Annotated in this window: 25 protein-coding genes; 15 read left to right on the forward strand and 10 right to left on the reverse strand. The window is 47.9% G+C overall.

Annotated features, from left to right (window positions below; all coding sequences use genetic code 11):
• Both fruB and HPC38_RS03915 read right to left on the reverse strand, forming a co-directional pair.
• Positions 1 to 1149: a fused PTS fructose transporter subunit IIA/HPr protein gene (gene fruB, locus HPC38_RS03910; protein WP_208119960.1), complete on the reverse strand. Its 1149-nt coding sequence runs from the start codon at positions 1147 to 1149 to the stop codon at positions 1 to 3.
• A gap of 177 nt (positions 1150 to 1326) precedes the next feature.
• Complete coding sequence (locus HPC38_RS03915; protein ID WP_208119961.1) at positions 1327 to 1869, reverse strand: hypothetical protein; 543 nt, start codon at positions 1867 to 1869, stop codon at positions 1327 to 1329.
• Positions 1870 to 1978: 109 nt separating this feature from the next.
• Between HPC38_RS03915 and HPC38_RS03920 the strand changes: the two genes are divergently transcribed.
• Complete coding sequence (locus HPC38_RS03920; protein WP_208119962.1) at positions 1979 to 2854, forward strand: DMT family transporter; 876 nt, start codon at positions 1979 to 1981, stop codon at positions 2852 to 2854.
• On the forward strand, positions 2851 to 3189 hold the full coding sequence (gene glpE, locus HPC38_RS03925; protein WP_208119963.1) for a thiosulfate sulfurtransferase GlpE: 339 nt from the start codon (positions 2851 to 2853) through the stop codon (positions 3187 to 3189). The genes HPC38_RS03920 and glpE overlap by 4 nt, the downstream gene beginning before the upstream one ends.
• On the opposite strand, the gene HPC38_RS03930 is transcribed toward glpE, so the two are convergent.
• On the reverse strand, positions 3164 to 3442 hold the full coding sequence (locus tag HPC38_RS03930) for a DUF5389 family protein (RefSeq protein WP_208119964.1): 279 nt from the start codon (positions 3440 to 3442) through the stop codon (positions 3164 to 3166). The genes glpE and HPC38_RS03930 overlap by 26 nt on opposite strands.
• Positions 3443 to 3515: 73 nt before the next feature.
• Here HPC38_RS03930 and HPC38_RS03935 point away from each other — a divergent pair, with 73 nt between their 5' ends.
• Positions 3516 to 4361 (forward strand): rhomboid family intramembrane serine protease, encoded by an 846-nt coding sequence (locus HPC38_RS03935; protein ID WP_208119965.1) that lies wholly within the window; start codon positions 3516 to 3518, stop codon positions 4359 to 4361.
• Positions 4362 to 4417: 56 nt separating this feature from the next.
• Positions 4418 to 5293 (forward strand): 4-hydroxybenzoate octaprenyltransferase, encoded by an 876-nt coding sequence (gene ubiA, locus HPC38_RS03940; RefSeq protein ID WP_208120067.1) that lies wholly within the window; start codon positions 4418 to 4420, stop codon positions 5291 to 5293.
• A gap of 43 nt (positions 5294 to 5336) precedes the next feature.
• Here the strand turns inward: ubiA and rpoH are convergent, their stop codons facing one another.
• The 5 genes from rpoH to HPC38_RS03965 all read right to left on the reverse strand — a co-directional run bounded on the left by rpoH (position 5337) and on the right by HPC38_RS03965 (position 9835).
• Positions 5337 to 6182 (reverse strand): RNA polymerase sigma factor RpoH, encoded by an 846-nt coding sequence (gene rpoH, locus HPC38_RS03945; RefSeq protein WP_208119966.1) that lies wholly within the window; start codon positions 6180 to 6182, stop codon positions 5337 to 5339.
• A gap of 161 nt (positions 6183 to 6343) precedes the next feature.
• Entirely contained in the window at positions 6344 to 7525 is a 1182-nt protein-coding gene (gene purT / locus HPC38_RS03950; protein WP_208119967.1) for a formate-dependent phosphoribosylglycinamide formyltransferase, read from the reverse strand.
• Positions 7526 to 7569: 44 nt separating this feature from the next.
• Positions 7570 to 8076 carry an S-ribosylhomocysteine lyase gene (luxS, locus tag HPC38_RS03955; RefSeq protein WP_208119968.1) on the reverse strand — a complete coding sequence of 169 codons (507 nt, stop codon included), beginning with the start codon at positions 8074 to 8076 and terminating at the stop codon, positions 7570 to 7572.
• 182 nt (positions 8077 to 8258) lie between these two features.
• The gene (locus tag HPC38_RS03960; protein ID WP_208119969.1) at positions 8259 to 8882 is read right to left on the reverse strand and encodes a beta-phosphoglucomutase family hydrolase; all 624 of its coding nucleotides are present in this window, start codon (positions 8880 to 8882) and stop codon (positions 8259 to 8261) included.
• A gap of 8 nt (positions 8883 to 8890) precedes the next feature.
• Positions 8891 to 9835: an NADP-dependent oxidoreductase gene (locus HPC38_RS03965; protein WP_208119970.1), complete on the reverse strand. Its 945-nt coding sequence runs from the start codon at positions 9833 to 9835 to the stop codon at positions 8891 to 8893.
• 186 nt (positions 9836 to 10021) lie between these two features.
• Here HPC38_RS03965 and HPC38_RS03970 point away from each other — a divergent pair, with 186 nt between their 5' ends.
• From HPC38_RS03970 to HPC38_RS04000, 7 genes are read left to right on the forward strand one after another with little or no spacing between them, the layout of a single operon-like run.
• Complete coding sequence (locus HPC38_RS03970; protein WP_208119971.1) at positions 10022 to 10411, forward strand: PRD domain-containing protein; 390 nt, start codon at positions 10022 to 10024, stop codon at positions 10409 to 10411.
• Positions 10401 to 11552, forward strand: a complete 1152-nt coding sequence (locus HPC38_RS03975) for an alanine racemase (protein ID WP_208119972.1) — start codon at positions 10401 to 10403, stop codon at positions 11550 to 11552. Before HPC38_RS03970 ends, HPC38_RS03975 begins: the two co-directional genes overlap by 11 nt.
• On the forward strand, positions 11549 to 12769 hold the full coding sequence (locus HPC38_RS03980; protein ID WP_208119973.1) for a phosphopentomutase: 1221 nt from the start codon (positions 11549 to 11551) through the stop codon (positions 12767 to 12769). Before HPC38_RS03975 ends, HPC38_RS03980 begins: the two co-directional genes overlap by 4 nt.
• 3 nt (positions 12770 to 12772) lie before the next feature.
• Positions 12773 to 13141: a DUF2620 domain-containing protein gene (locus tag HPC38_RS03985; RefSeq protein ID WP_208119974.1), complete on the forward strand. Its 369-nt coding sequence runs from the start codon at positions 12773 to 12775 to the stop codon at positions 13139 to 13141.
• A 24-nt stretch (positions 13142 to 13165) separates the two neighbouring features.
• The gene (locus tag HPC38_RS03990; protein WP_208119975.1) at positions 13166 to 14509 is read left to right on the forward strand and encodes a YhfT family protein; all 1344 of its coding nucleotides are present in this window, start codon (positions 13166 to 13168) and stop codon (positions 14507 to 14509) included.
• Between the two features lies 1 nt (position 14510).
• Positions 14511 to 15395: a phosphotriesterase family protein gene (locus HPC38_RS03995; RefSeq protein ID WP_208119976.1), complete on the forward strand. Its 885-nt coding sequence runs from the start codon at positions 14511 to 14513 to the stop codon at positions 15393 to 15395.
• The gene (locus tag HPC38_RS04000; protein ID WP_208119977.1) at positions 15395 to 16495 is read left to right on the forward strand and encodes an aminotransferase class V-fold PLP-dependent enzyme; all 1101 of its coding nucleotides are present in this window, start codon (positions 15395 to 15397) and stop codon (positions 16493 to 16495) included. The genes HPC38_RS03995 and HPC38_RS04000 overlap by 1 nt, the downstream gene beginning before the upstream one ends.
• A 16-nt stretch (positions 16496 to 16511) precedes the next feature.
• On the opposite strand, the gene HPC38_RS04005 is transcribed toward HPC38_RS04000, so the two are convergent.
• Together HPC38_RS04005 and HPC38_RS04010 are read right to left on the reverse strand one after the other, a co-directional pair.
• Complete coding sequence (locus HPC38_RS04005; protein ID WP_208119978.1) at positions 16512 to 17141, reverse strand: response regulator; 630 nt, start codon at positions 17139 to 17141, stop codon at positions 16512 to 16514.
• A gap of 44 nt (positions 17142 to 17185) precedes the next feature.
• Positions 17186 to 19702 carry a class I adenylate cyclase gene (locus tag HPC38_RS04010; RefSeq protein ID WP_208119979.1) on the reverse strand — a complete coding sequence of 839 codons (2517 nt, stop codon included), beginning with the start codon at positions 19700 to 19702 and terminating at the stop codon, positions 17186 to 17188.
• A 251-nt stretch (positions 19703 to 19953) separates the two neighbouring features.
• Between HPC38_RS04010 and argF the strand changes: the two genes are divergently transcribed.
• The 4 genes from argF to HPC38_RS04030 all read left to right on the forward strand — a co-directional run bounded on the left by argF (position 19954) and on the right by HPC38_RS04030 (position 24936).
• Positions 19954 to 20958 carry an ornithine carbamoyltransferase gene (gene argF / locus HPC38_RS04015; RefSeq protein ID WP_268932820.1) on the forward strand — a complete coding sequence of 335 codons (1005 nt, stop codon included), beginning with the start codon at positions 19954 to 19956 and terminating at the stop codon, positions 20956 to 20958.
• A gap of 37 nt (positions 20959 to 20995) precedes the next feature.
• Positions 20996 to 21385 carry a RidA family protein gene (locus HPC38_RS04020; protein WP_208119981.1) on the forward strand — a complete coding sequence of 130 codons (390 nt, stop codon included), beginning with the start codon at positions 20996 to 20998 and terminating at the stop codon, positions 21383 to 21385.
• A gap of 327 nt (positions 21386 to 21712) precedes the next feature.
• On the forward strand, positions 21713 to 23389 hold the full coding sequence (locus HPC38_RS04025; protein ID WP_208119982.1) for a HupA family protein: 1677 nt from the start codon (positions 21713 to 21715) through the stop codon (positions 23387 to 23389).
• Positions 23390 to 23454: 65 nt separating this feature from the next.
• Complete coding sequence (locus HPC38_RS04030) at positions 23455 to 24936, forward strand: surface lipoprotein assembly modifier (RefSeq protein WP_208119983.1); 1482 nt, start codon at positions 23455 to 23457, stop codon at positions 24934 to 24936.
• Positions 24937 to 24970: the final 34 nt, after the last annotated feature.

A 24970-nucleotide genomic window follows, 5' to 3' on the forward strand; every position in this document is an offset into this window, starting at 1 on the left:
TTACTCTCCTAGCCCTTCGGCGATAGCCTGCCCAATGGCATCAATTGCTGCGTTGGCATCATCACCTTGCGCCACAAAGTGCAATTGATGCCCTTTGGTTGCCCCAAGGGAGACCACTTTCATCATGCTTTTTGCGCTCACAGCGGCAGTTTGGCGGCTGAGGTTGTCCACCTGAATTTGGCTGGTGAATTTTTTCGCGACCTGCACCAACAGCGCACTTGGGCGGGCGTGCAGGCCATTTTCATTTTTCACCATAAAGGTGCCTTCCACCGCGCCCTCTGGCAGCCTTGTTGCCACCGCACTTTCATTTTGTGTGCTCGCTTGCGCTTGTCCGTGTAAAATTGCCAGCACCGCACTTTTGCTTTCGGCTTGCAGCAGTTGTGAGCGCACCTCGGTTTGCAACAAGCGCGTGAAAACGCCCTGTAAATCCGCATTCACACACGCTGCACTCACAAGCACTTGTGCCCGCTGCCCGTGATGTTCAAATGCCGTTTTGGTGCGTGCGAGCGCAATCCCATTGGCACGGTTGCCTTGCGGGCTGTCAGCAAGCCATACACCATCACCTAAATGTAGCGGTGTTTGATTAAGCGTTTCGCGAATAAAAGTGCGGTCAACGCAACCCGCTTGCTCAAGATTGGCACTGTTTAACGCGTTGAGTGCCAGCAGGCTGGTGCTGTCAACATCGAGCGTAATCAGGCTTTCGTTGTCAACCGCACTTTGGCTTTCGCCCATCAGCAAAGCTCGGAATGTGTCCACATCGTTGGTGTGAGCAAGCTGTTCGGCGGTTTGTTCATCACTAAGAACGTGGGTTAACTGGCGTAGCAGGCTTAAATGCTCGTCACTGCGCGCCGCGATGGCGATCACCACATAAGCGATATTGCCATCGCCCCAATCCACGCCCTGCGGAATTTGTAAAATCTGCACGCCTGTTTTTAACACCAAATCTCGCGTGTCGAGTGTGCCATGGGGAATCGCAATGCCATTGCCCAAAAAGGTTGACGTCTGCTGCTCTCGCACGAGCATACCTTGTTCATAGCCTGCTTTGACATACCCTGTAGAAATTAGCGCGTTGGCGAGCGTTGCAATCGCGTGCGCTTTATTTTCCACCTGTTGGGCAAGACGAATATTTTCTTGTGGCAATTCAAACATCCTGTGCTCCTTGTTTGTGATTTGCTTGCTGAAAATGTTGAAACGTTTCAGCTTTCAAGGTAAAAATTTTGCTTTCAGTCTCCCAAAAGCAAATTGTTGTTTTATTATTCGCCAAAATAAAACGGGGTTCAAGAGAACCCCGTGAGAAAATGTGCAAAACTTGAGCTTGATCACACTTTATTTTTTGCCTTTGTGTTTGGTTTTACCCTTGACCGCACTTTGTGCTTTTGGTGGGCACAGGCGCACGAAGGCTTCATAACCTTGATTGAGTTGCGCTTCGCTGTAGGTTACGCGTTGTTTTTGCAAGTCACGCATAGCGTCATAAATGCCTTGGGTGATGCTTGGTTTGTTGAGCTTCGCCCAGCAGCCAGGGCTGAATTGGCTCAAGTTGTTTTGCACGTCGCCTGCAAACACCGCACCTTTGCGAAATTCATAGACGTTGCTGTCTTGCAATTTGTTGTAAAGTTTTTGGCGCAGGCTTTCCAGTGGCTCTTTCACATCACCACGATACCATGCCTGTACGCCACGGGTGAACTCGTCCACGTCGTATTGGCGGTCGATGGTACCGTGATAGGTTTGGGTGGCGGTTTGATAGCCAATCATATATGACGGCGTATCGCGTTCACCTGCGGGCAGGTCAATTACCGCTGAGTTGTTGAACAGGCTACAGCCACTTAAGGTCAACACTGCGGCAAGGGCAGCTACATTTTTTTTCATCATTCCTTTCTCCTTTGATGCTTTGTTCACTATACCACAGGCTTGGCGCAACTCAAGTGGCTTGCTATTTTGGCTAAAAATCGGTAACGTGCTTTTATTTTTAAGTGCGATTATGTCAAATTTAAGCAAGGGCATTTTGGCGATGCTTATCTCCGCACTCGCCTTTACCGTGATGGGCGTGTGTTTGAAACTCTCAGGCGATCTGCCCGTGGTGCAAAAATCCATTTTCCGCAACGCTATTGCCGCCGCACTGAGTGGTTTTTTAGTCTGGCGTCATCAAGTGCGGTTTTTCGCCGCCAGTGCCAACCGCAAGACACTGATCTGGCGTAGCATTTTTGGGCTGAGCGGCATTTTAATGAGTTTTTATTCTATTGATCACCTCGTGCTTAGCGACGCAGATATGATCATGAAACTCTCGCCATTCATTTTGATTGTGCTCTCCGCGATTTTTTTGCAAGAGCGCGTCACGCCCAAGCAAATCGCCTTTTGCACCTTGGCGTTTGTGGGGCTGATTCTTATCATCAAACCAAGTTTTGAAACCGCACTTTTCCCGTATTTAGTCGCGCTCGGCGGTGCGATTGCAGCTGCGGGTGCCTATTTAATGCTGCGCGTGCTGGCGTTGAGCAAAGTGACAGAGTCGTCTTACACCATTGTGTTTTTCTTCTCGTTTTTTTCCACCATCGTGCTGCTGCCACCGCTGCTGTTTGTCTACGAGCCGATGAACAGCGCACAATTGCTGTTTTTAATCGGCTCGGGCGTGGCGGCTACCTTTGGGCAATTTGGCATCACGTTGGCATACCGTTTTGCCAGTGCCAAAGAGGTGTCGATTTATTCCTATACTTCGGTGATTTTCGCCGCCCTCTTTAGTGTCTTTTTATTCAACGAAATGCCCGATTGGGTCAGCTGGGTGGGCTATCTTTTGATTTTTATCTCTGGCTACGGTATGTTTTTACTCAACCACCATGCTGCGCGTAAGGAGGCGGCATGAGCGACACCGTCACCCCTATTTCCGCACGCGATGCCTTTGCTTTACTGCAAGCGCGCGATGACGCGGTGTTATTCGACATTCGCGATAACGCCCATTTTCGCCAACAACACGCCGATGGGGCGCGTCATTTAAGCAACGACAACTTACAACAGGAACTCGACGCACTGGATTTTGAGCAGCCGATTTTGGTGATGTGTTATCACGGCATCTCAAGCCTCAATGCAGGGCATTATCTCGCCAATCTGGGCTTTGAGCAGGTGTTTAGCATTGAGGGTGGTTTTGAAGGCTGGCAGGCCGCAGGGTTGCCCGTTAAAACAAGTACGCAATCGCGATAACTTGCCAATAAACCACCGCTATCGCCAGCACAGCCAGCCCCCACGCCATGCGCGCTGCACGGGGGTAAACCCGACGCAGCAGTGCGATCATCAACGCAATGGCGAGCGGGTAGGCCCACATCAGGGTAGCCACCCCATTGGCTTGAGAGAATGTGAGCGCAGGCGAGTCGCCAACATAAGGCGACAGTAACAGCGCGAATGGCCATAAAATAATCGGGGCTGCCAAGACCCAAAGTGCGGTTTTAAACGCCACAGGCACTCCTTTTGCTTTTGATTCAACATTAGACCTTGTAGTATAACGCTATGATCGCATTAGAGGAGAGATTATGCAAACCTTGCTGACAACCGACAGCCACGCATTGGCGCTGCGCTTTCGAGATTATGCCAAAGCACAATTTGGGCTAACCTTAGAGGTGGTGAATATTGAACCGCACTTTGAAGTGCGTTGCCCCGCGCCACTCAATGAAGCATTACACGCGCAACTTGACGTCGCTGTGCAAGCCTTTGTGCAAAACCCAGACGATGCGCAATTTGTGCAAGCCAGCTGGGCACAAGGGCAAGCCGAAGAAGTGGAAAAATTACCGTTATTCTCATTGCAAAGCCTGCTAACCTGGCTCAAACGAGCACCTGTAACCGCACTTGTCACCGCACTTTGTATTGTGGTCTATGCGTTGTCGTTTTTAATCGGTGAGCGGGAGTTGTTCTTGGCGCTGCACTTTCCTGAAACTGGGCAATACGGTGAGGTGTGGCGCTTTTTCAGTCACGCGCTGGTGCATTTGTCGTTTAGCCATATTGCCTTTAATTTGACGTGGTGGCTGATTTTTGCCAGCCGCATTGAGCAAAAGTGCGGTAGTGGCAAGCTGGTGCAGCTTTTTTTAAGCTGCGCGTTGATTTCAGGTATTGTGCAAAATGCCTTCTCAGGTGCAGCGTTTTTTGGGCTGTCGGGCGTGGTGTATGGCGTGTTAGGCTATATTTACGTTTGCCATCGCGCTGACCCACAGCAACGTTTTGCGCTGCCCACAGGCTTTGTGTATATGATCATCATCGGCATTGTTTTGGGGTTTGCAGGCCCCTTGTATGGCGCGCAGGTGGGCAACGCAGCCCATATCGCTGGGCTTGTGGTGGGCGCTTTAAGTGGCGGGATTGATTGCAAACGCACAGAAAAAATGTAACGGATTGTGCTTTTAACCGCACTTTTAGTGTAAAATAACGCCATGATTTATCAGTGCTGAATGTTATGGCCCGTTATTTTGAGAAACTGTCTGCTTATGCACGCTTAATGCGCATTGACCGCCCGATTGGCACGCTGCTGCTGTTGTGGCCAACGCTGTGGGCGCTGGTGCTGGCTAGCAGCGGTCTGCCTGAGGCCAAACTCTTGGTGGTGTTCGCCTTGGGCGTGTTTTTGATGCGTGCGGCGGGGTGCGTGATCAACGACTATGCCGATCGCCACTTTGATGGCAGCGTCAAGCGCACTGCACTTCGCCCTTTAGCCACAGGCGAGGTGAGTGCACGCGAGGCAAAATGGCTGTTTATCGCGCTCTCACTGCTGGCATTTTTGCTGGTGCTCACTCTCAACCGCTACGCCATTGGGCTATCCTTTATCGCCATTGCGCTGGCGTTTATTTATCCCTTTATGAAACGCTACACCCACCTGCCGCAATTTGTGCTCGGTGCAGCTTTTGGTTGGTCGATCCCTATGGCGTATGCAGCAGTAACTAATCAACTGCCCTTGGTGTGTTGGTTGTTGTTTATCGCTAATATGTTATGGACAGTTGCTTATGATACCCAATATGCGATGGTTGATCGCGATGATGACCTGCGCATCGGCGTGAAATCCACCGCTATTTTGTTTGCACAATACGACAACAAAATCATCGCCGCCTTGCAAGCTGGTACCTTGGCGCTCTTTGTCGCCATTGGTGCACTGACTCATTTGCACTGGGTGTTTTATGTGTTATTAATCCTACCAACCGCACTTTTTATCTATCAAGCACAACTCACGCGCAACCGTGAACGCATGGCGTGTTTTAAGGCCTTTTTGAATAACAATTATGTTGGTTTTTCATTCTTCCTTGCCATTTGTGCTGGCGTTCTGGTGGCATAAAAAAAGCTGAACATTATGTTCAGCTTTTCATCGTTAGGTGGCCTTAAAAACTCACTGCGCCTTTGAGTTTTTTCAAGGCGTTGGTTTCCAACTGGCGCACACGTTCGGCGGAGATGTTGTATTTGGCCGCCAAATCTTGCAGTGTGGCTTTGTTTTCGTCTAGCCAACGTGAGCGGATAATGTCTAAACTGCGTTCGTCTAAGCCTTCAAGTGCAATGCTCAGCTGCTCGGAGGCTTGTTCTTCGTAGTTTTCGCTTTCCAGTTCAGCGGCGAAATCAGACGATTTATCTTCTAAATACAAGGCTGGGCTGTAGCTTTCTTCCGCGTCGTCTGTTGGCAAATCAAATGCCATATCTTGCCCGCTCATGCGTGATTCCATTTCTTTCACATCATCGACTGACACACCCAGCTCATCGGCCACCATGGCCACTTCGCTTTCATTAAACCAGCCAAAGCGTTGCTTAGTTTTGCGCAAGTTGAAGAACAATTTGCGTTGCGCTTTGGTGGTGGCGACTTTCACGATACGCCAGTTGCGCAGCACATATTCGTGAATTTCCGCTTTCACCCAATGCACGGCGAATGACACCAAGCGCACGCCCACTTCTGGATTAAAACGACGCACGGCTTTCATCAAGCCAATGTTGCCTTCTTGAATCAAATCCGCTTGTGGCAGACCGTAGCCTGCATAACCACGCGCAATGTGAATCACGAAACGCAGGTGCGATAAAATCAATTGCTTGGCCGCATCTAAATCTTCGTGGTAATACAAACGTTCTGCCAACGCTTTTTCTTCTTCTGCGCTGAGCATCGGATACTCGTTGGCAGCGCGAATATAGCCCTCAAGGCTACCTTGCGGGACAAGCATCATGGTTTGCATTTCTTTATTCATTGCATTCTTCCTTAAGTTATGAACCTGCATTTATATCACAATTGGCGCTGTTGTAAAACAACCCAATGTGATGATGGCTCGAATTCGTATTAATTTAGACGCAAAAAATAATAAAAAGTTCGTCCATTTGGTTAAAGTTTGCGCAGTTAGTAAATGTTCACTTAGAGCGTAATCTCAAGCTTATCAAGTGCCCGTTGTGTTTTCTCGCGCGCGAACTCAATGCTGTCATCACGGGCTAAAATCACGCCCAAACGGCGGTGGCCGTTAACCTCGCCCTTGCCGAACAAGCGAATGTCCACTTTCGGCTCGTCAAGTACATCGTTGAGATTGCCAAAACGCACGTTGTTTGATTTTCCTTCCACCACAATAGCACGCGATGCAGCGGGTGAAAATTGCTCAATTTCAGGAATCGGTAAGCCGAGAATCGCACGTACATGTAGCGCAAACTCGGAAAGCGGTTGTGAGATTAATGTCACCATGCCTGTGTCGTGCGGGCGTGGAGAAACTTCGTTGAAAATCACCTCATCGCCACGCACAAATAACTCAACGCCAAAGATGCCACGCCCACCGAGTGCGCTGGTAATTTTCTCGGCGATGTTTTGCGCTTGTAAAAGTGCGGTTTCACTCATCGCTTGTGGCTGCCACGATTCGCGATAATCGCCCTGTTCTTGCCGATGACCAATCGGCGCAAGGAATGACGTGCCGCCAATGTGGCGCACCGTCAGCAGCGTGATTTCATAATCAAACGCCACAAATCCTTCAACAATAACGCGTCCGCCACCTGCGCGCCCACCTGATTGGGCGTATTCCCATGCCTGCATGATGTCTTGTTCTGATTTCAACACACTTTGCCCATGCCCTGATGAACTCATAATGGGCTTGACCACGCACGGCAGCCCAATCTCACTGACCGCACTTTTGAAATCATCCATATTGTCCACAAAGCGATAAGGCGAGGTTGGCAGCCCCAATTCTTCGGCCGCCAAGCGGCGGATACCTTCACGATTCATGGTCAATTTGGTGGCATTCGCAGTTGGAATCACGTTAAAGCCTGCACGTTCAAGCTCAAGCAGCGTGTCGGTGGCAATGGCTTCGACTTCAGGCACGATATAATCTGGTTGCTCTTGCTCCACCAATGCTTTAAGCGCCTCGCTGTCGAGCATCGAGAGGGTATAAGCGCGGTGTGCCACTTGTTGCGCGGGTGCGTTGTCATAGCGGTCAACAGCAATCACCTCCACGCCGAGACGTTGGAGTTCAATCACCACTTCCTTGCCCAGCTCGCCTGAGCCGAGAAGCATTACTTTGGTGGCGTTTAAAGTTAACGGGGTGCCGAGGGTGGTCATAGCATCTCCTTGCAATAAAAAACCGAGCGCACGCTCGGTTTGGGTTAATTATTCAAAAAACTGGGATCAAGAATAAGTTCGTCGTTTTTATTCACGCCCACGCCGCGCTCAAGAATATGGCGCGCGATGTCCTGCGCTTCTTCTAGAGAATGGTCGGTGTAGGTGCCGCATTGGTATTTGTTTAGCTCTGGAATGTCGTTTTGTGATGCCACCTTGAGCACATCGTCCATCGCCGCCAACCACGCTTGCACGACCGCACTTTCATCTGGGCGACCAATCACACTCATATAAAAGCCTGTGCGGCAGCCCATTGGGGAAATGTCGATGATCTCTACGCTGCTTGAATTAAGGTGATCACGCATAAAGCCTGCGAATAAGTGTTCGAGCGTGTGCACGCCTTTCATCGGCATAATTTCAATGTTTGGGCGGCAAAAGCGCAGGTCAAACACAGTGATGTCGTCCCCTTTGGGCGTTTGCATGGTCTTGGCCACGCGCACGGCAGGGGCATTCATCTTGGTGTGATCAACGGTAAAACTGTCTAATAATGGCATGGTTTTTCCTTGATAAATTTTTTTTACTTTTTTCGGAACTTTCTTCGCAAAGCTGTGTCTGAGTATACAAGCAACTTGCAGTTTTTTTCTATAATAAAGTTGGTTCCTTAGGTTATTTCGCCCCCACAACTTGGGGGCATTTTTTTGTCTATTGCAAGGCAAAAGCAGTATAGCACTAAATCTTAAGCACCTAAAGCGCCACGCTTAAGCTGCCCTGTGCGCACATCAAACACCGCCATGTTGCCTGCTAATGCTGCTTGCACCCCAAAATCACCATCTTCAAACACGACACACTGCTCGGGTGGCAACCCTAATCCTTTGGCACATTGTAAAAAAGTGTCTGGGTGTGGCTTATGGTTGAGCACATCATCGCTGGTGATCACCACATCGAATAAACGGGCAAGATCAAATTGTGCAAATAACATCTCTACAATTTGGCGGTGCGCGCCAGTGCCGAGTGCGAGTGGCTTTTTGCCATGGTAAAACTGAGCCACTTCAAAGGCGGGTAGCAAAACCGCACTTTCCGCCATATAACGTGCACCAAGATCGCGTTTTCTCTGAACCACTTCATCCAATTTATCCAATGGCATGCCCGCTTTTTCCATCATCGCTTGTGCTATGTTATGCGTGGTGGATCCCGTTAATGCCACCATCAACTGCGGATCAAACGCATAGCCATATTCTTGTCCCATTTCCAGCCAAGCACGTTTATGTGCCGCCATGGTATCGATCAACGTTCCATCCATGTCAAAAATGAGCCCTGAAAAGTCTTCAAATTGTACAGGATCAATATGTTTAATACTCATGTTATTCCTTAAAATGAAATAATTAATTTCCCTTGCGTACGACCAGTTTCTAATTGCTGATGAGCGATGGCAAGATCGTGCCAAGTAAAAATAGCTGCAATATCCACATGCAGCGTTTTGTTACTGATCATGGCTAAAAGTGCGGTCAGATCCGCTGCATTGGGTGTGGCTAGAATTTTTTCTACCTGTAAGCCTCTCGCGCTGCCGGCTTGTTGCAATAGTGGTACATGAATGCTCGGTACGCAAATTACTCGCCCACCTGCTTTAACGCCCGTAAGCGCTTGCACGCCACTGTCGCCACCGACAAGATCGATAAACAGATCCGCTTGTACATCAGGGAAGGTGGTGATTGCGGTGTAGTCCACCACCTCACTTATGCCTTGATCTTCAACCCACGCTTTTTTTGCGCTGGAACAAATTACGACAATCTCCACATCGTGTTGCTTGAGCAGCTGCAATAGAATATGCCCCACGCCACCTGCTGGCGCAGATAACATTACTTTTTGCCCTGATGTGAGATTGGCCTGTTTGATAATTTGATAGGCTGTCACACCCACCGTAGGCAAGGCGGCGGCTTGCTGCATACTGACATTTTCAGGAATGCGCGCCACCAAAGCGCTGTTTACTTTGGCATAACGGCTATAACCGCCGCCATCAAAACTCAAGGCGGCCACCCGTTCACCTTCATGAAAGCCGCTATTGCAGCCTGCTTTCGCCACCACGCCAGCCATATCAAAGCCCAGCACCGCAGGGAATTGGGGTTTAAACTTCTCCGCTCCCCAGCCTAAGCCTTGGCGCGTTTTATAATCTACAGGGTTGACGCCAGCAAAGGCGACTTCCAGCAAAATGTCGTTGTCACCAATCTCTGGCACAGGTAGGCTTTGCGCCACATCAAGCACATTTACATCGCCAAACGCAGAAATGGTGATGCCGTAGTTTTCACATTCGCCCATGGGCACTCCTTATGTTGATTAACATTTTATTCGTTGCATTTGCTTAGGATAACAAATTCACCCCCACAAAAAACCATTTTTTGTGATGAGCCTTGCAAATTTGGGCGAAAAAATTGCCACAAACCGCACTTTGCACTATGTTCATAGCAACATTTATAAAAAGTAGTTTTAATTTAGGAGTTTGTTGTGAATTTAGACCAACGCATTCAATTATTAGCACAATCAGGCACCATCAGCGAGGTTACTGTGCATGATATCCATAACGTGATTGCAACCTTACAAAAGTGGCAGGTTGATACTGAGCAAGATCAAGTGGTAATGCTGGTAACACATATCGCAATGGCGCTGGAGCGCGCTCAACAAGGCAATGCTCTTGAAGCACCGCTAGATGAAGAGCTACTTGCCGAGCTACAGCAAGAACCGCACTTTATGCAGGTGGAACGGCTTAGCCAGTCGCTGCTTAATCAGTGCCAAACCCAGCTCAGCCAAGCTGAGCGAAGCTATTTGTGGGCAGGCTTAGGGGCGTTGTGCGACGCGCAGCCACACCTGATTGACGAGGTTAACCGTGTTCATTAATGCGTTGCGTGCACAAAATCCATCGCTCATTGCCACCGCACTTTCACTGTGGCAGCGCGGTGACATTTTGCCCGACACCTATGTGATTGATTTGCCAACAGTGTTGAACAACGCACGCAAAATGCAGCACCTTGCCACACAGTTGGGGCTAAAGCTTTATGTGATGGGCAAGCAATTTGGGCGCAACCCGTTGTTATGCCGCGAAATGCTAAAGTGCGGTTTGGCGGGCATTGTGGCGGTGGATTTCAAAGAGGCGGCGCACTATTTGCAACATAATTTGCCCGTGGCGCATCTCGGGCATTTGGTGCAACCCCCACAAGCGTTGTTGACCGCACTTTTGCGTGCGCGCCCTGAGGTGATCACGGTTTATTCATTTGAGAAAGCGCAGCAAATCAGCTACTGCGCGCAGCAATTAGGCATAGTACAGCCGATTTTGCTGAAAGTATATGCACAGGGCGACAACATTTATTCAGGGCAAGAAGGGGGTTTTGCCTTTGACAGCCTTGAGCAGGTGGTGCCTCAACTGCAAGCGTTGGCGGGGGTTGATATTGTCGGCGCGACCCATTTTCCGTGTTGTTTGTTTGACGGTGAAATCGCGCTGACAGCAAATGCACACACACTGATGAGAACGGTTGCGAAATTGCGCGAGCTGGGGGTGAATGTGCGCCACATTAATGCGCCATCGCTCACCTGCTGCGAGAGTTTGCCGCTGCTCGCACGCCTTGGCGCCACCCACGGTGAGCCAGGGCACGCGCTCACGGGCACCACGCCAGCCAACACCGACGGCCACAGCCCTGAGCGCATTGCAATGCTCTATTTAAGTGAAATTTCCCACAACGTGGGCGAGCATAGTTACTGCTTTGGTGGTGGCTATTACCGCCGTGGACATTTGCATAATGCGCTGATCGGCGAAAATTTACAGCCCGCCAAAGTGCTGCCCGTCGATGACAGCAGCATTGACTACACCTTCACGTTAGACCGCACTTTTGCTGTGGGCGAGCCGGTGGTGATGTGTTTTCGTACCCAAATTTTCACCACGCGCAGCGATGTGGCGATTGTGGATACTTCAAAGCCTGCTGACAACGCCTTAATTGGGCTGTTTGACAGCCTAGGCAATCCGAAACCAAGGATAATCGAATGAAAAAATATATCGTCATTGTGATCGACAGTTTTGGCGTGGGCGAAATGCCCGACGTGGCGAAAGTGCGCCCGCAAGATATTGGTGCGAATACCTGCGTGCATATTTTGCAAGCGCAACCGCACTTAAGGCTGCCCAATTTGGCAGACCTTGGTCTAATGAATATTTTAGGGCAGCCTTTCAATGGCATGGCGCTGTCAAGCAATGCCATTTACGGCACCGCGCTATTGGCTCACGAAGGGGGCGACACCTTTATGGGGCACCAAGAAATTATGGGTACACGCCCGAAATCGCCGCTGGTGATGCCATTTTCTGCCATTTTGCCACAGGTGGAAACCGCACTTTTGCAGGCAGGCTTTTCCGTTGAGCGAAAAAGCACAAAGTGCGGTCTGCACTGGCTGTGGGTGAACGACAACATCGCGATTGGCGATAATCTCGAGGCAGATTTGGGGCAGGTGTACAACATCACGGGTAACCTAAGTGCGGTCAGTTTTAACACCGTTTGCCAAGTGGGGCAAATTGTGCGCGATATTGCCAACGTTGGGCGTGTCATTGCCTTTGGTGGCTTAACCACGCGTGAGAAAATCCTCGCCGCCCTTGAAGTCAAGCAAGAGAAATTTGTCGGCATCAACGCACCAAAATCAGGTGCCTATGACGCAGGCTTTCAAGTAGTGCACATGGGCTATGGCGTAGATGCCAATACTCAAGCGCCAGCGTGTTTGCATGACGCTGGGATTGAAACGGTGCTGGTGGGCAAGGTGGCAGACATTGTTGCCAACCCCCACGGCACCAATTACCAAAAATTGGTGGACAGTGAAACGATCTTAAACTTGACGCTAAAACACGTCAACATGCCGCAATCGGCGTTCATTTGCACCAATATTCAAGAAACTGATTTAGCAGGGCATGCCCAAGATGTGGCACGTTATGCCAATCGGCTTGCCTTAGTTGATGAGTATTTAGGGCGGATTATGGCGGCCATGGGTGAGCAAGATGTGCTGGTGGTGATGGCGGATCACGGCAACGATCCTACCATTGGGCATAGCAAGCACACCCGCGAAAAAGTGCCGCTGCTCATTTATCAGCAAAACCGCACTTTAACCCCGCTTGGTCAACGCGCAACACTGGCCGATGTGGGCGCCAGTGCGTGTGCGTTTTTCAATGCCCGTGCGCCGCAAAGTGGGACATCATTTTTATCATTGATCGGAGAAAAGGAGTGAGTTATGCGAGTGGTTGTTGGCGGACAAATTGAAAAAGAACATCTTGCCAAGCAGTTAGAAGTGGCGTTTGCAAAGCATAGTGTGGTGGCGCAGATCACGCAAAAAAGCGACATTGAAGCTGCCATGGCAATAAAGTCAGGCGAGGCGGATTACTATTTCGGCGCGTGCAACACGGGCGGCGGTGGGGCGTTAGCGATGGCTATTGCACTACTCGGAGCAGACAAATGTGCCACTATTGGTATGCCAGGCAAGGTGCTAAGTGAGGCTGAAATTGCTGAGCAAGTGCGCGCCGATAAAGTCGCCTTTGGTTTTACAGGGCAAGATATTGACACGGTTGTGCCAATATTGGTGAAACACATTATCAACGGCTGATCATTTCAATACGACGGGGGCATTATGGACGGTTCATTTGTACACAATCTGCTGGCAATACCTGTGGATAAACTGATTTTAATGGCACTTATTGGCGCGATTTCAGCCATGATGGCAAACAAAGGCATCGCCGTATTTCACGATGGGCTGCGCCCGCTTGTGCCTGAATATTTAGAAGGGCGAATGAGCCGTAAGGGCTTGGCGGCTAGTAGCTTTGCTTTGAGCTTTGGGCTGGTGATTGGCTTTGGCATCCCATTTTCACTTACCGCACCGATTATTTTGGTTCATAGCCTGCTGCTTGGCACCGATGTGATCGGCACCTGGACGCCAGATAACCGCAAGGGCTTTATCGCCTCAGGCATCATCGGTGCATTGTACGGCATGGCACTATTAGCTGGGCTAAAAGGCATTGTGGAATTGTTTGCGATGATGCCTGTGGATTTTATGAATGAATTAAGCAAAGTCGGCGCACCAATTATTGCCTGTTTTGCCATATTCCCAGCAGTGGTGATTGGTTATCAATACGGTTATAAAAAAGGCATTTGGGTACTGATTGCCACCCTGTTGGGATATTTGTTGACCAAATCGCTGGGCAGCGTGCAATTTGATGTTGACAGCAAGCCTGTGAATATTGACCCTAACGGTATGGCACTGCTGTTTGGGATGATTGCGATGTTCTATTTTGCCATGCGTGAGCGCTCTGCGCCGAAAGCTGAGGGCGAAAAAGGCGCCAATGAAATGCTCGTGGGCTTGTTTTCACAGCGGATTCAACGCATTCAAAAACACAAATGGCTCTTGGCGCTAAGCGGTGGTTTGACAGCCATTGCCGCCTCTATGCCTTATAGCCTGCTGGCAGAAGGCCCTGTGTCACTGCAATTAATGGCACAAGATCAACAAACCTCCGCACTGCTTGTTGCCCTTGCCCGTGCGGTAAGTTTTATCCCACTAGTAGGCACCACCGCGATTGCAACTGGTGTTTACTCCCCTGACGGCATGAAATTTATTTTCGTGGCAGGGCTTGCCATCGACAACCCAATTCTCGCCTTTGTGGCAGGTTGTGTGATTATGCTGCTTGAGGTAAAACTGCTGGCCAGCGTGGCGATTTGGCTCGATAAATACCCAGGCGTGAAAGCCTGTGGCGACCACATCCGCACCGCGATCACTAAAATGCTGGAAGTGGCGCTGCTCGTCGGCGGTATGATTGCCTCCAACGCCATTTTGCCTGGTATGGGATTTATGATTGTGGCGGCAATTTACCTGTTAAACCGCACGTCCAAACGCCCACTGGTCGAAATGGCAATCGGGCCAATTGCCACCATTGTGGTGGGCATTGTCGCCAATATTTTGGCACTTGTGGGGTTAGGCTAATATGGGTTTGACGTTCATGCACGAGCACCTGCACTTAGACCTAAGTGCGGTCAAGCAAAATTCGGATTGCTTTTTAAATGACCTTGACGCGCAGGTCGACGAGCTGCGCGCGCTCAAGCGCCATGGCGTGACACGCATTGTCGATGTCACCAACCTTGGCATGGGGCGCAACATTGCCTATGTGGAAGCGGTGGAGCAGCAAAGTGCGGTCAAGGTTGTCTCCGCCACGGGCTGCTACAAAGCACCGTTCCTGCCTGATTGGTTTCACACCTTAAGTGCCGAGCAGCTCGCCGAGCGCTTTATTGCCGAAATTGAACGCGGGCTGAGTGATGAAACGGGTGCTCGCTATACTCGCAAAGCGCAGATCATCGGCGAGGTCGGCAGTGGCTTTGAGTGCATCAACACCGATGAGCAAAAGCTACTGCACGCCGCGGCGCTCGCCAGCCTTGCCACAGGCAAATTTATCACCACCCATACCTCGCTAGGGCGCTTTGGGCTGGAGCAGCTCGATCTATTCGCCCGCTATGGCGTGCGTGCCGAAAAAATCATTTTAGGACATACCGATTTGGCCGGTGATCGCGATTACCTATTTCGCTTGCTAGAACGTGGCGCATGGGTGGAATTTGATACCATTGGCAAGCTGGCATATCAAAGTGATGAACTGCGTGCCGATCTCTTCAGCGAGGCGATAAAGTGCGGTTTTGCTCGCCAATTATTGCTGTCGATGGACATCACGCGCAAATCACATCTCAAACGCCACGGCGGCATTGGCTATGATTATCTCTTCACCCACTTTTTGCCGCTGCTCTATGAGCGCGGTGTGAGCGAACGCGATATGCTGATTGTGTTACAAGATAACCCTAACCACATTTTGGGAGCCATTTAATGCACGCTTATCCCTTAACTAGCCTCACTCTCGAACAAGCGCAAGCCAAGCAATTTGCGCTGGTGGATTGCATCACACGCCACTTCCCCAACAGCCAATTTCTGCACGCTGATTTAGGGCTTGCCACAGGCTTAAATCAACCAGCCACCACTGCACGGGTTGAACAGGTGTTGGCAGCGTTTTTCAATGCAGAAAGTGCGGTGTTGTTACAAGGTGCAGGCACGGGGGCATTGCGCGCTGGACTCAATGCGTTACTCACACGTGAGGAAACACTGTTAGTCCACCAAGCGCCGATTTACCCCACAAGCAAAGTGAGCATAGAACAACTTGGCTGCAAGGTGGTGCAGGCGGATTTCAACAATCTTAGCGCGCTGGATGAGTCGTTAGCTTTGCATAAGCCAAGCACCGCACTTATTCAACACACGCGCCAACGGCCGCAAGACAGCTACGCACTGGCAGAAGTGATTGCACACTGCGCACAACACGGCGTGAGCACGCTGATTGATGATAATTATGCCACACTCAAAGTGCCTGCCATTGGTTGCGAATTGGGTGCAACACTCTCGACATTTTCCAGTTTTAAACTCTTCGGTCCTGAAGGCGTTGGCGTGGCGATGGGGGTAAAAAGTGCGGTCGACGCTATCAAGCAAACGCTCTATTCTGGTGGCTGCCAAATTCAAGGTTGGCAAGCACTTGCGGTGCTCCGTGGCATGGTGTTTGCCCCCGTGATGCACGCTATCGCCGCCAGCCAAGGTGAGCAAATTGTCGAGCGGCTTAATCAAGGCGAATGCCCACAGGTGAAAAATGCCTATATCGTTAATGCGCAATCCAAAGTGGTGATTGTAGAATTGGCAAAACCGATTGCCCCTGCGGTGATTGAACACGCCTCGCACTTGGGTGCACTAGGCTACCCCGTAGGCGCTGAATCAAAATATGAACTGCCGCCGCTGTTTTACCGCGTCTCTGGCACATTTTTGGCACAAGACCCTAATGCACGAGAAACCTTAATCCGCATCAATCCCAACCGTAGCGGTGCGGACACGGTTATTCGAATTTTAAAAGAGAGTATTCAAGCTGTAGAAAGTAAAAGTGCGGTTTAACCGCACTTTGTGTTTTTTAAACGCCTTTATATTGCAAGTAAAGCACGGTGGCGGCGACGCGGGAGTTGACGTTGAGTTTGCGCAGGAGATTGCGGATATGAACTTTGACAGTTTCTTCCGAGATAAACAAAATATCGGCGATTTGTTTGTTCGACATCCCTTTGGCAACCAGCTCTAGTACGTCGCCTTCACGATCGGTTAACGAAAGCAAGGGCTCTGGGGAGTGTTGGCGTTGATGCAAAAGCGCTTGCACCTCGTCGCTGTAAGTCACCTGGCCTTGTGCTATTTGTTGAATTTGCTTTAATAATAATTCAGGCTCGCTGTCTTTGAGAAGATAGCCATCGGCACCAGCATCAACGAGTGCGTAGATATCAGCCTTAGCATCAGACACGGTTAAAATCACAATCCGTGCATCAATGCCATCTTTGCGCAGCTGTTGTAGCGTTTCAAGCCCAGAAAGCCCTTTCATGTTCAAATCTAGAATAATCAAATCTGGTGCGAGGCTATGGGCCAAGCGGATGCCCTCAAGCCCATTGCTGGCCTCCCCCACCACATCAAACTCGCTTTCTAGTTCGAGCAACTGCGTCATACCGCGACGCATCAATGGGTGGTCATCAATAATTAAAGTGCGGTATTGTTGTGACATATGCTTTCCATTTGTTGTTATATTTATGAGGTATTATAACGCGTTTATACATACAAGGGAGTAATTTTCTCGCTGCCTTGAAAACGCAGGTGTTGCTGGCTGCGAAACGGCACAATTTTTTCGTTGCCGTGGTTATCATAAATTAATTGATAAAATTGTGGATAATTGAAACTGCAACTGTCGGTTTGTGAAGTGCTGTTAAAGCGCTCCATTGTGTAAAGACGATTGATCTCTTTGATTTTTTCTTCTTTTTCATCTTTGCAGCGGTAGTAAATTTCAGGATTGTTGCGCTCATCGAGAATATAGACATTAAAGCTGCCATCACGGTTGTCTTCAAAGAAAAATTGCAAAAAGCCTTCACTGGCAAAATCGCCAATCGCCATAGGAAAGTGATATTTATTCTGACTTTGATTTTGCACCAAAAGCGCACTATCATCGGGTAACGTGCCAACACCGTCTTCTTGAATTTTCAGCCCGCGGGTTTCGTAGGAAAAATTCCACACCTTGCCCGCCACTTGCAAGCGATTAATCGAACGTTTGTTTAGCACCATGCTCACCTGTGCGCGGATACATTTATCCACTAATTTAGCGGTGGTGGCAAGCATTTCATCGCGGTAGCGCTTGCTGTAACAGCACACCTGCACGCTTTCCAGTGGCGAGGCACTGCAATGTACTTTATGCGCCAAGGCTTTCAAGCAATTTAAAATCGCATGTTGCCCCTCAAAATGCAGTGTGCGAATTTCATTCCAGCGGTTGCGATAAATCAACGTCATGCTGCCAAGCAAACATGTCTGCTCTGGCCCAAAATTAAATAAATCATTTGACTGCACACTGCGACGATCGTTACCGACGATCTGTTCGGTAGGGTCGTGAGTGAGATTCACCGCTACAAACAGATGGCGCAACTCGCAAGGGTGGCTGAAGTCATCATTGCTCGGCGGTGGTGCCGATTGCGTGATTGACAAACGCAAGTCGGTGACAAATTGCTGTAATTTTGTCAAGCTTACGCTTTGGCTTCGAATATACAGCCGTGTTTTTGCGCCCAACAGCCCGTTGAAATACGCCCATGCCACCAATTTGCCTAAGTGCGGTGCGTATTCCACATAACGATCACGGGAATCGACGATATGATTGGGTGCGGTGTTGAATAAATACCAGCCATCTTTAACCGCACTTGAGTTGCGCACTTCCACAAACATCAGGTGATCTTCGGTCATATTATCCACAATTTGGCGGTTAAACAGGGTGACTTTGCCTGGTAAAACTTCAAACGCGGTGTAGAGTTTGCGCGTTAAAATGCCGATGTCTTCTGGCATTAGGTCGGCGGAGATTTTTTGCCGACGAGCAAAGGTAATCAAATTGCGATAGCTTTGCATAAACACGGCCACTAGGCTGTGATAAAAGCGGTTAACTTGCTTGATTTTCCAATGCCCATGATGATTGAGCATCTGCACATCACGCGCGGACCAGTGCCACTGGTGGGCAAACTGTTGCAGCTGTTGATAACGCCAGCTTTTTTGCAACGGTGCGTGGGCAAAATCACGGTTGGCCTTGATGTAAAAGCAGCGGCGCACCAGATCTAAGCGGTATTGATCATTAATGGACTGTAAATAGGTGCTTACTTTTTGCAACATCGCCAAATAAGGATCAAAATAGTGATCGGGTTGCAAGCCTGAGAGCAGCTGCTGTTTAAACTGCTTCGAAATCAATGTGGGGTACGGATATTCCGCCATCAGTGTTTCCAGCAACAAAATTTTGATCACCGATTTATAAGGCGAATCCACACCTTTATACAAATGCCACAAGGTAGCACCAAAATATTCATCCGCCGACAGTGCACCAAGCCCACCAAAATCGACCCACTCATCGCGCACAATCTTGCCTTCTTCAATCCATTTTTCCACCGCTTTGTCATAATATTCTTCATTGTTGATTGGCATATGCAACCACAATAGCGGCTTGCCCGCCAAGCGGATTACGGAACGGTAAAACTCTTCCAGCAGCAACACGTATTGACTGCTGCCGCAGTGTTCGGTGCTGAGCACAGTGGAGTAAGTGGTGTTGCGAAAATGGTTTTCAGACAGCAGATAAAAGTTCATCTCCACTTTCATCGCCTGCGCCCATTTTTGCAAAAGTGCGGTTTTTTGTGATAACTGTGCACGTTCGGCATTGCCCAGCTGTGACGCTAAGCAGACCCAAATATCCAGATCCGATTGGCTATTTTGCGTGATCGAGCCTGTGCTACCCATAGCATACACGCCTAAAATTGGCGGATGAGTTGGCTCACGCGCGCAAGCTGCAAGAAAATCATCAGGATAAGTGCTATTCGGTGCGGTGGAGTGCAGATAGTGGCGTTGATATTCGTTAAGGGTGAAATCAGCAATGCCAGCTGGCGCACCGCTGACAAAACCTGGCAGCGCAGGGTGATTGAGGTCGAGCAGCAGTGTGATGAGTTGAAAAACATGGCAAAACTCCGCCGAGTTGCCATCAAGCGCACGCTGAAAACGACGCTGATCCAACTGTGCGACTAAGGCTTTAGCGGATTCCAGATAACTACTCAAATAAGGCTCACTACAAATGACAATCTATCTGCGCGATTCATTAGATAAGTTAAGATTATCACTGAATAGCACAAGGGTAAAGTAATGCTTTTATGTTTTCGCGAACAAAATGGTGTTATCAATACCTGCATGCTTAGTGTGACCGCACTTTGGTTGAAGTGCGGTTAAATTTTTACACAAGCGTAGTTTCTGCGTGAGAATATGGTACAATTTTCAAAATCTTAGTTGCCATCGGGGGAGAAATTGTGAACTTGCATGCCTTTAAAAACCGCCATTTTTTACGTTTAATGGATTTCACGCCTGATGAAATCACCGCACTTTTGACGCTATCCGCCAAACTCAAGGCAGACAAAAAAGCCAAACGCGAGCAGCAAACGCTGCAAGGCAAAAATATCGCACTGATTTTTGAAAAAACTTCCACCCGCACCCGCTGTGCCTTTGAAGTGGCGGCGTTTGATCAAGGGGCACAAGTTTCTTACATCGGCCCGAGCGGCTCGCAAATCGGGCATAAAGAATCAATGAAAGACACCGCGCGCGTGCTTGGGCGGATGTATGACGGCATTCAGTATCGCGGCTTTGGGCAGCACTTGGTCGAAACGCTGGCGCAGCATGCAGGCGTGCCCGTGTGGAATGGCTTAACCGACGAATTTCACCCCACTCAAATTTTGGCGGATTTCCTCACGATGCTCGAGCACGGCGAGGGTAAAAAACTCAATCAAATGAAACTCGCCTACCTCGGTGATGCGCGCAATAATATGGGCAACTCGTTTGTGGAGGGCGCAGCATTGATGGGGCTGGATTTGCGCTTGGTGGCACCGAAAGCCTTTTTCCCTGAAACCGCACTTTTAGACGAAGTCGCCGATATCGTGGCGCAAACGGGGGCGAAAATCACCTGCACGGAAGATATTGAAGCGGGCGTGAAAGACGTCGATTTTATCTACACCGACGTATGGGTATCAATGGGTGAGCCGATGGAGGCTTGGGCGCAGCGTATTGCATTAATGCGCCCTTATCAAGTGAATCAGGCATTGCTGGACTTAACTGGCAATCCAAATGTGAAATTTATGCACTGCTTGCCCGCATTTCACGACAGCGAAACCAAAATCGGCAAAGCCATGGCGGCACAATATGGACTAAACGGCTTAGAAGTCACCGATGACGTTTTTGAATCCCGCGCGTCTATCGTATTTGACGAAGCAGAAAATCGTATGCACACCATTAAAGCGGTAATGGTCGCCACCCTCGGCGAGCTGTGACCGCACTTTTGATTTTTATCACGACATGGAGAACAACATGAGCAACGTTATTCATACAGAAAAAGCCCCAGCGGCCATCGGCCCTTATGTACAAGCTTATGATTTGGGCAATCTGGTTATCACCTCTGGGCAAATTCCCGTCAACCCACAAACAGGCGACGTGCCCGCGTGCATTAAAGCGCAAACACGCCAATCTCTCGAAAACGTGAAAGCCATCGTCGAACAAGCGGGCTTGCAGGTGAAAGACATCATCAAAACCACCGTATTTGTAAAAAATATGGATGATTTCGCCACCGTCAATGCGGAATATCAAGCCTTCTTCCAAGAAAACAACCACCCAAGCTACCCAGCGCGCTCCTGCGTTGAAGTGGCCCGCCTGCCAAAAGACGTTGGCGTTGAAATTGAAGTGATTGCCGTACGTGGCTAAATCTCAACCTACTTTGACATCAAACCGCACTTTTCTCAAAGTGCGGTTTTTTTATTTTTACTTCCTGTCTATTTAATACGTCATCATCAAGTAAGTTGTAAGAATGAATAAAACACTATTTTAACGCAATTCTTTTCGCTTAAAAACTTGACGTATATCACGAGATTTCTGCAAATCAGCTCTTGACAAAGTCGGGGGGGGGGGGGGGGGATATAATGCCAGAGACCATTTAATGGTGCAAGAGCAAAGTGCTTATGCTGTAAGCATTCAGCGCTTATCTGACTTAATATTTTTTAATAGTTCATTAATGTTAAGGAACTTATTGTTATGAAAAAAGACAACGCATTAAAATTTACACTTACAGTTGCTGCTTCTGTTCTATTAGCAGCCTGTGGGTCATCTGGCGATGACAATAGTAATCCAGAACCTGCTAAAACAACAGCAGAACAAGTTGCAAAACAAAAAGCAGAAGCTGCGGCTGCTGCAGCTAAGGCTAAAGCGGAAGCTGAAAAAGCCGCTGCTGAAGCGAAAGCTAAAAAAGAAGCTGCAGAAAAAGCTGCTGCCGATGCAAAAGCAAAAGCAGAGAAAGAAGCTCGTGAAGCGGCCAAAGCTGCTGAAGAAGCTGCCGCAAAAGCTAAAGCATTATCTGAAGCAAATGAAGCTAAACAAAATTCTGATGTAGGTTATAAAGTTGTCAGCAAAACAAACTCTGACTTTATCGTTGACGGCCGCGCACCTGCTCGCAATTCAGAAGCGGGTACCCTTTCAGGAATGCAAGTACAAAATCCTGAAAAAAGTTTAGATACTTTGGTTATCGCTGCACCAACACAAGGTGGAAAAGTGGTTGCTTATGTGGAAGATTTTGATTTCACAGCACAAAAAGACGGTAAAGCAAATCTCGAGCATGTCTATGTTAATGAAAGTACATTAAATGGCGAGAAACGTGACAAAGTAGAAAATGAACTTGGCAATATTACTAAGACTGCAACAAAAGGCGGAAAAACCGCAGTTGCTTATGTCTTTGAAGATGGCCGTAAAGATTACACTGGTGTAGCGGGTCGAATTAAAGCTGACGAAGCGAAAAATGACCAATCAGTTGCGGAAGTTTACGGTAACCGCACTATGGCAAAAGATGCTGCAAACTTGCCATTAGTTGATGCTAAAGATGGACGTTACGAAGACGGTAAACTGACAAACGTTCAATATGGTCGTGTAACTACGCAATTAGATGCGAAACAACGTGGATTACACGGTGATAAAGGTCTAGATGGTCAATTTAAACGAGGCGTTAATTTAGGTAAGGATATTAAATCCTATGTTGTTGACTACTCTGAATTCAATAAAGACAGTAAAGAAGATAACTACTTCTATCGTGGTGTCGATAATACCACAGGTGCAAAATTAAAAGAATTTGGCTATGGCAAAGAAGGCGTATTAAGCTATCAAGGTCATGCTGTGACTTACGGTTTGGATAACAATTTCCACGAACCAAAAGTAGAAAAGAATGTGAATGCGCCAACCGCACTTCAAGGTGTTAAACCTGAAGATGCACCAAAACTTATTAGTGGTACTCACGTTAGTGCAACTGTAGATTTGGCGAAACGCTCTGTAACAGGTGAGCTTTACAACAACTTTGAAGTGAAAAAAGAACAAGTTAAAGATACGCTTGTTACCTTTAAAGGTGATTTAAAAGCTAATGGTAATGTGAAAAATGGTACTTCAGAACTGGTTTATGCTGATGCTAAAGCTGCAAATAAAGCAGGTACATTTGAAGCTACACTATTTGGTAACGATAAGGTAACTAACACCGAATTGGGTGGTGCAGTTGCAAGTAAAAATGGTGATGCGGATAAAAAATGGGGTGCTGTATTTGGTGCAGAATACGTTGGTGATATTCCAAAAGCCCAGCCTGCGCCACAGCCTAAACCTCAACCAAAACCTCAGCCAAAACCTGAGCCATTGAATCCTTTAAAACAAATTGAAAATGCTACTGTGAATCCATAATTAAGGATTTACTCAAATTAAACAGCTCCCGTTGGGGGCTGTTTATTTATTAATTGGGACGTTGTATGACTAAAATCTCTTTGCTTTATCTGGCGATATTAAGCGCGCTAACATCAACCGCACTTGCACAAAACACAGCTGTTCGGCAACCTGAAAACAATGCTGTCGAAAACTACAGTCTTCAACAAGAACACCAAGCGTTAAAAAAGACGGTAGAACAGAAACAACAAAATGCTGCTCTTCAGCAAAAAAATGATGATGTGATCCGTTATACGGGCAAACAACTAAAAGAAAATCCTGCTATTTTAGAACGTTTATTTGTTGAATCACTGATTAAATTAAATAAACCTATTCTACCTGTTTTGGTAAAATTATATGAGCAGGTTCCTACACGCGATCGATCATTGATCGAGTGGGCTAATGCCATTTTATTAGCAGATAAGCACTTAAGCGAAGGTATTTCAGCTTATAAAGCCCTTATTCAACGTTTTCCTAATAATAATTTTATCCGTTTTCAATATGCCAATGCGCTCTTTTATAATAAAAACTACTATGAAGCCAATCAGCAATTCCATACTTTGCTCAATAATAGTGATATTAAGCAAGATAATGAGGTCTATCAACACTATTTAGATCAAATTGATGAACTGCACGCTTGGAATTTCTATGTGCAAGGAAATTTCCTTAATGACCGCAATCTTGGGCAAACGGCTAAGCCAGGCACCGTTTGGACTCTCCCAGATGATAGACAACTTATCTATAAATCAGAACGTCAGCATGGTCAAGGGCTATCGCTTAGCCTAAATACGGATAAAAAATGGTTTTTACCACAAGGACAATATCTTTTATTTAATTCAGGATTATCTAGCAAATATTACTGGAATAATAAAAAATATAATGAAATGACGTTTGATGCAGGCATGGGATACGGCTATGCTAATGAAAAACTGGATATCTCATTACAACCTTATTTTTCTAAAAGATTTTATGGTGGTGGATTAAATGGTGGTGATGCGTTAAAACAATACAGTGACACTTATGGTGGATTAATTTCGTTTAGTTATTGGCTGACAAATGCGCTAAAATACGGTGCCTATTACAACTATGGTTATACTCATTATAATGACAGCTATAACCGAGCCAATGAAGGGCGTTCTCATTATATCACAAACAGTTTAACCTATTTCCCTGATAATACGCAGTATTGGAATGTTGCACTCGATTATGGCATTAAGGATGCAAAAGAAGATACAGAATCTTATCACCGCAAAGCAATTCGATTCGGCTGGGGCAAACAATGGCAAAATGGACTTATCACTAATGCATCTGTTGGCTATGCCGATAAACAACACAAAGAAGCATTATTTTTTGATATTCGTCAACGTGATAAAGAGCTGACAAGCATGCTCTCTTTTGGGCATAGTGCTCTCAGTTATAAAGGATTCACGCCAAAACTGACATGGACGCACACCCGTGTTAAGAGTAACTATACGATTTATCAATACAACAAAAATGATGTATTCATTAACATCAGTAAATCATTCTAATGTTCTTAAACCGCACTTTTCTCAAAGTGCGGTT

The organism is Spirabiliibacterium pneumoniae (genome assembly GCF_014884995.1).
Classification (GTDB): domain Bacteria; phylum Pseudomonadota; class Gammaproteobacteria; order Enterobacterales; family Pasteurellaceae; genus Spirabiliibacterium; species Spirabiliibacterium pneumoniae.

Bases quoted from the DNA above. Each gene is read 5' to 3' on its own strand.
- fruB (WP_208119960.1), bottom strand. From the start codon at position 1,149: ATGTTTGAATTGCCACAAGAAAATATTCGTCTTGCCCAACAGGTGGAA.
- HPC38_RS03915 (WP_208119961.1), bottom strand. From the start codon at position 1,869: ATGATGAAAAAAAATGTAGCTGCCCTTGCCGCAGTGTTGACCTTAAGT.
- HPC38_RS03920 (WP_208119962.1), top strand. From the start codon at position 1,979: ATGTCAAATTTAAGCAAGGGCATTTTGGCGATGCTTATCTCCGCACTC.
- glpE (WP_208119963.1), top strand. From the start codon at position 2,851: ATGAGCGACACCGTCACCCCTATTTCCGCACGCGATGCCTTTGCTTTA.
- HPC38_RS03935 (WP_208119965.1), top strand. From the start codon at position 3,516: ATGCAAACCTTGCTGACAACCGACAGCCACGCATTGGCGCTGCGCTTT.
- rpoH (WP_208119966.1), bottom strand. From the start codon at position 6,182: ATGAATAAAGAAATGCAAACCATGATGCTTGTCCCGCAAGGTAGCCTT.
- purT (WP_208119967.1), bottom strand. From the start codon at position 7,525: ATGACCACCCTCGGCACCCCGTTAACTTTAAACGCCACCAAAGTAATG.
- luxS (WP_208119968.1), bottom strand. From the start codon at position 8,076: ATGCCATTATTAGACAGTTTTACCGTTGATCACACCAAGATGAATGCC.
- HPC38_RS03960 (WP_208119969.1), bottom strand. From the start codon at position 8,882: ATGAGTATTAAACATATTGATCCTGTACAATTTGAAGACTTTTCAGGG.
- HPC38_RS03965 (WP_208119970.1), bottom strand. From the start codon at position 9,835: ATGGGCGAATGTGAAAACTACGGCATCACCATTTCTGCGTTTGGCGAT.
- HPC38_RS03980 (WP_208119973.1), top strand. From the start codon at position 11,549: ATGAAAAAATATATCGTCATTGTGATCGACAGTTTTGGCGTGGGCGAA.
- HPC38_RS03985 (WP_208119974.1), top strand. From the start codon at position 12,773: ATGCGAGTGGTTGTTGGCGGACAAATTGAAAAAGAACATCTTGCCAAG.
- HPC38_RS03990 (WP_208119975.1), top strand. From the start codon at position 13,166: ATGGACGGTTCATTTGTACACAATCTGCTGGCAATACCTGTGGATAAA.
- HPC38_RS03995 (WP_208119976.1), top strand. From the start codon at position 14,511: ATGGGTTTGACGTTCATGCACGAGCACCTGCACTTAGACCTAAGTGCG.
- HPC38_RS04000 (WP_208119977.1), top strand. From the start codon at position 15,395: ATGCACGCTTATCCCTTAACTAGCCTCACTCTCGAACAAGCGCAAGCC.
- HPC38_RS04005 (WP_208119978.1), bottom strand. From the start codon at position 17,141: ATGTCACAACAATACCGCACTTTAATTATTGATGACCACCCATTGATG.
- HPC38_RS04020 (WP_208119981.1), top strand. From the start codon at position 20,996: ATGAGCAACGTTATTCATACAGAAAAAGCCCCAGCGGCCATCGGCCCT.
- HPC38_RS04025 (WP_208119982.1), top strand. From the start codon at position 21,713: ATGAAAAAAGACAACGCATTAAAATTTACACTTACAGTTGCTGCTTCT.
- HPC38_RS04030 (WP_208119983.1), top strand. From the start codon at position 23,455: ATGACTAAAATCTCTTTGCTTTATCTGGCGATATTAAGCGCGCTAACA.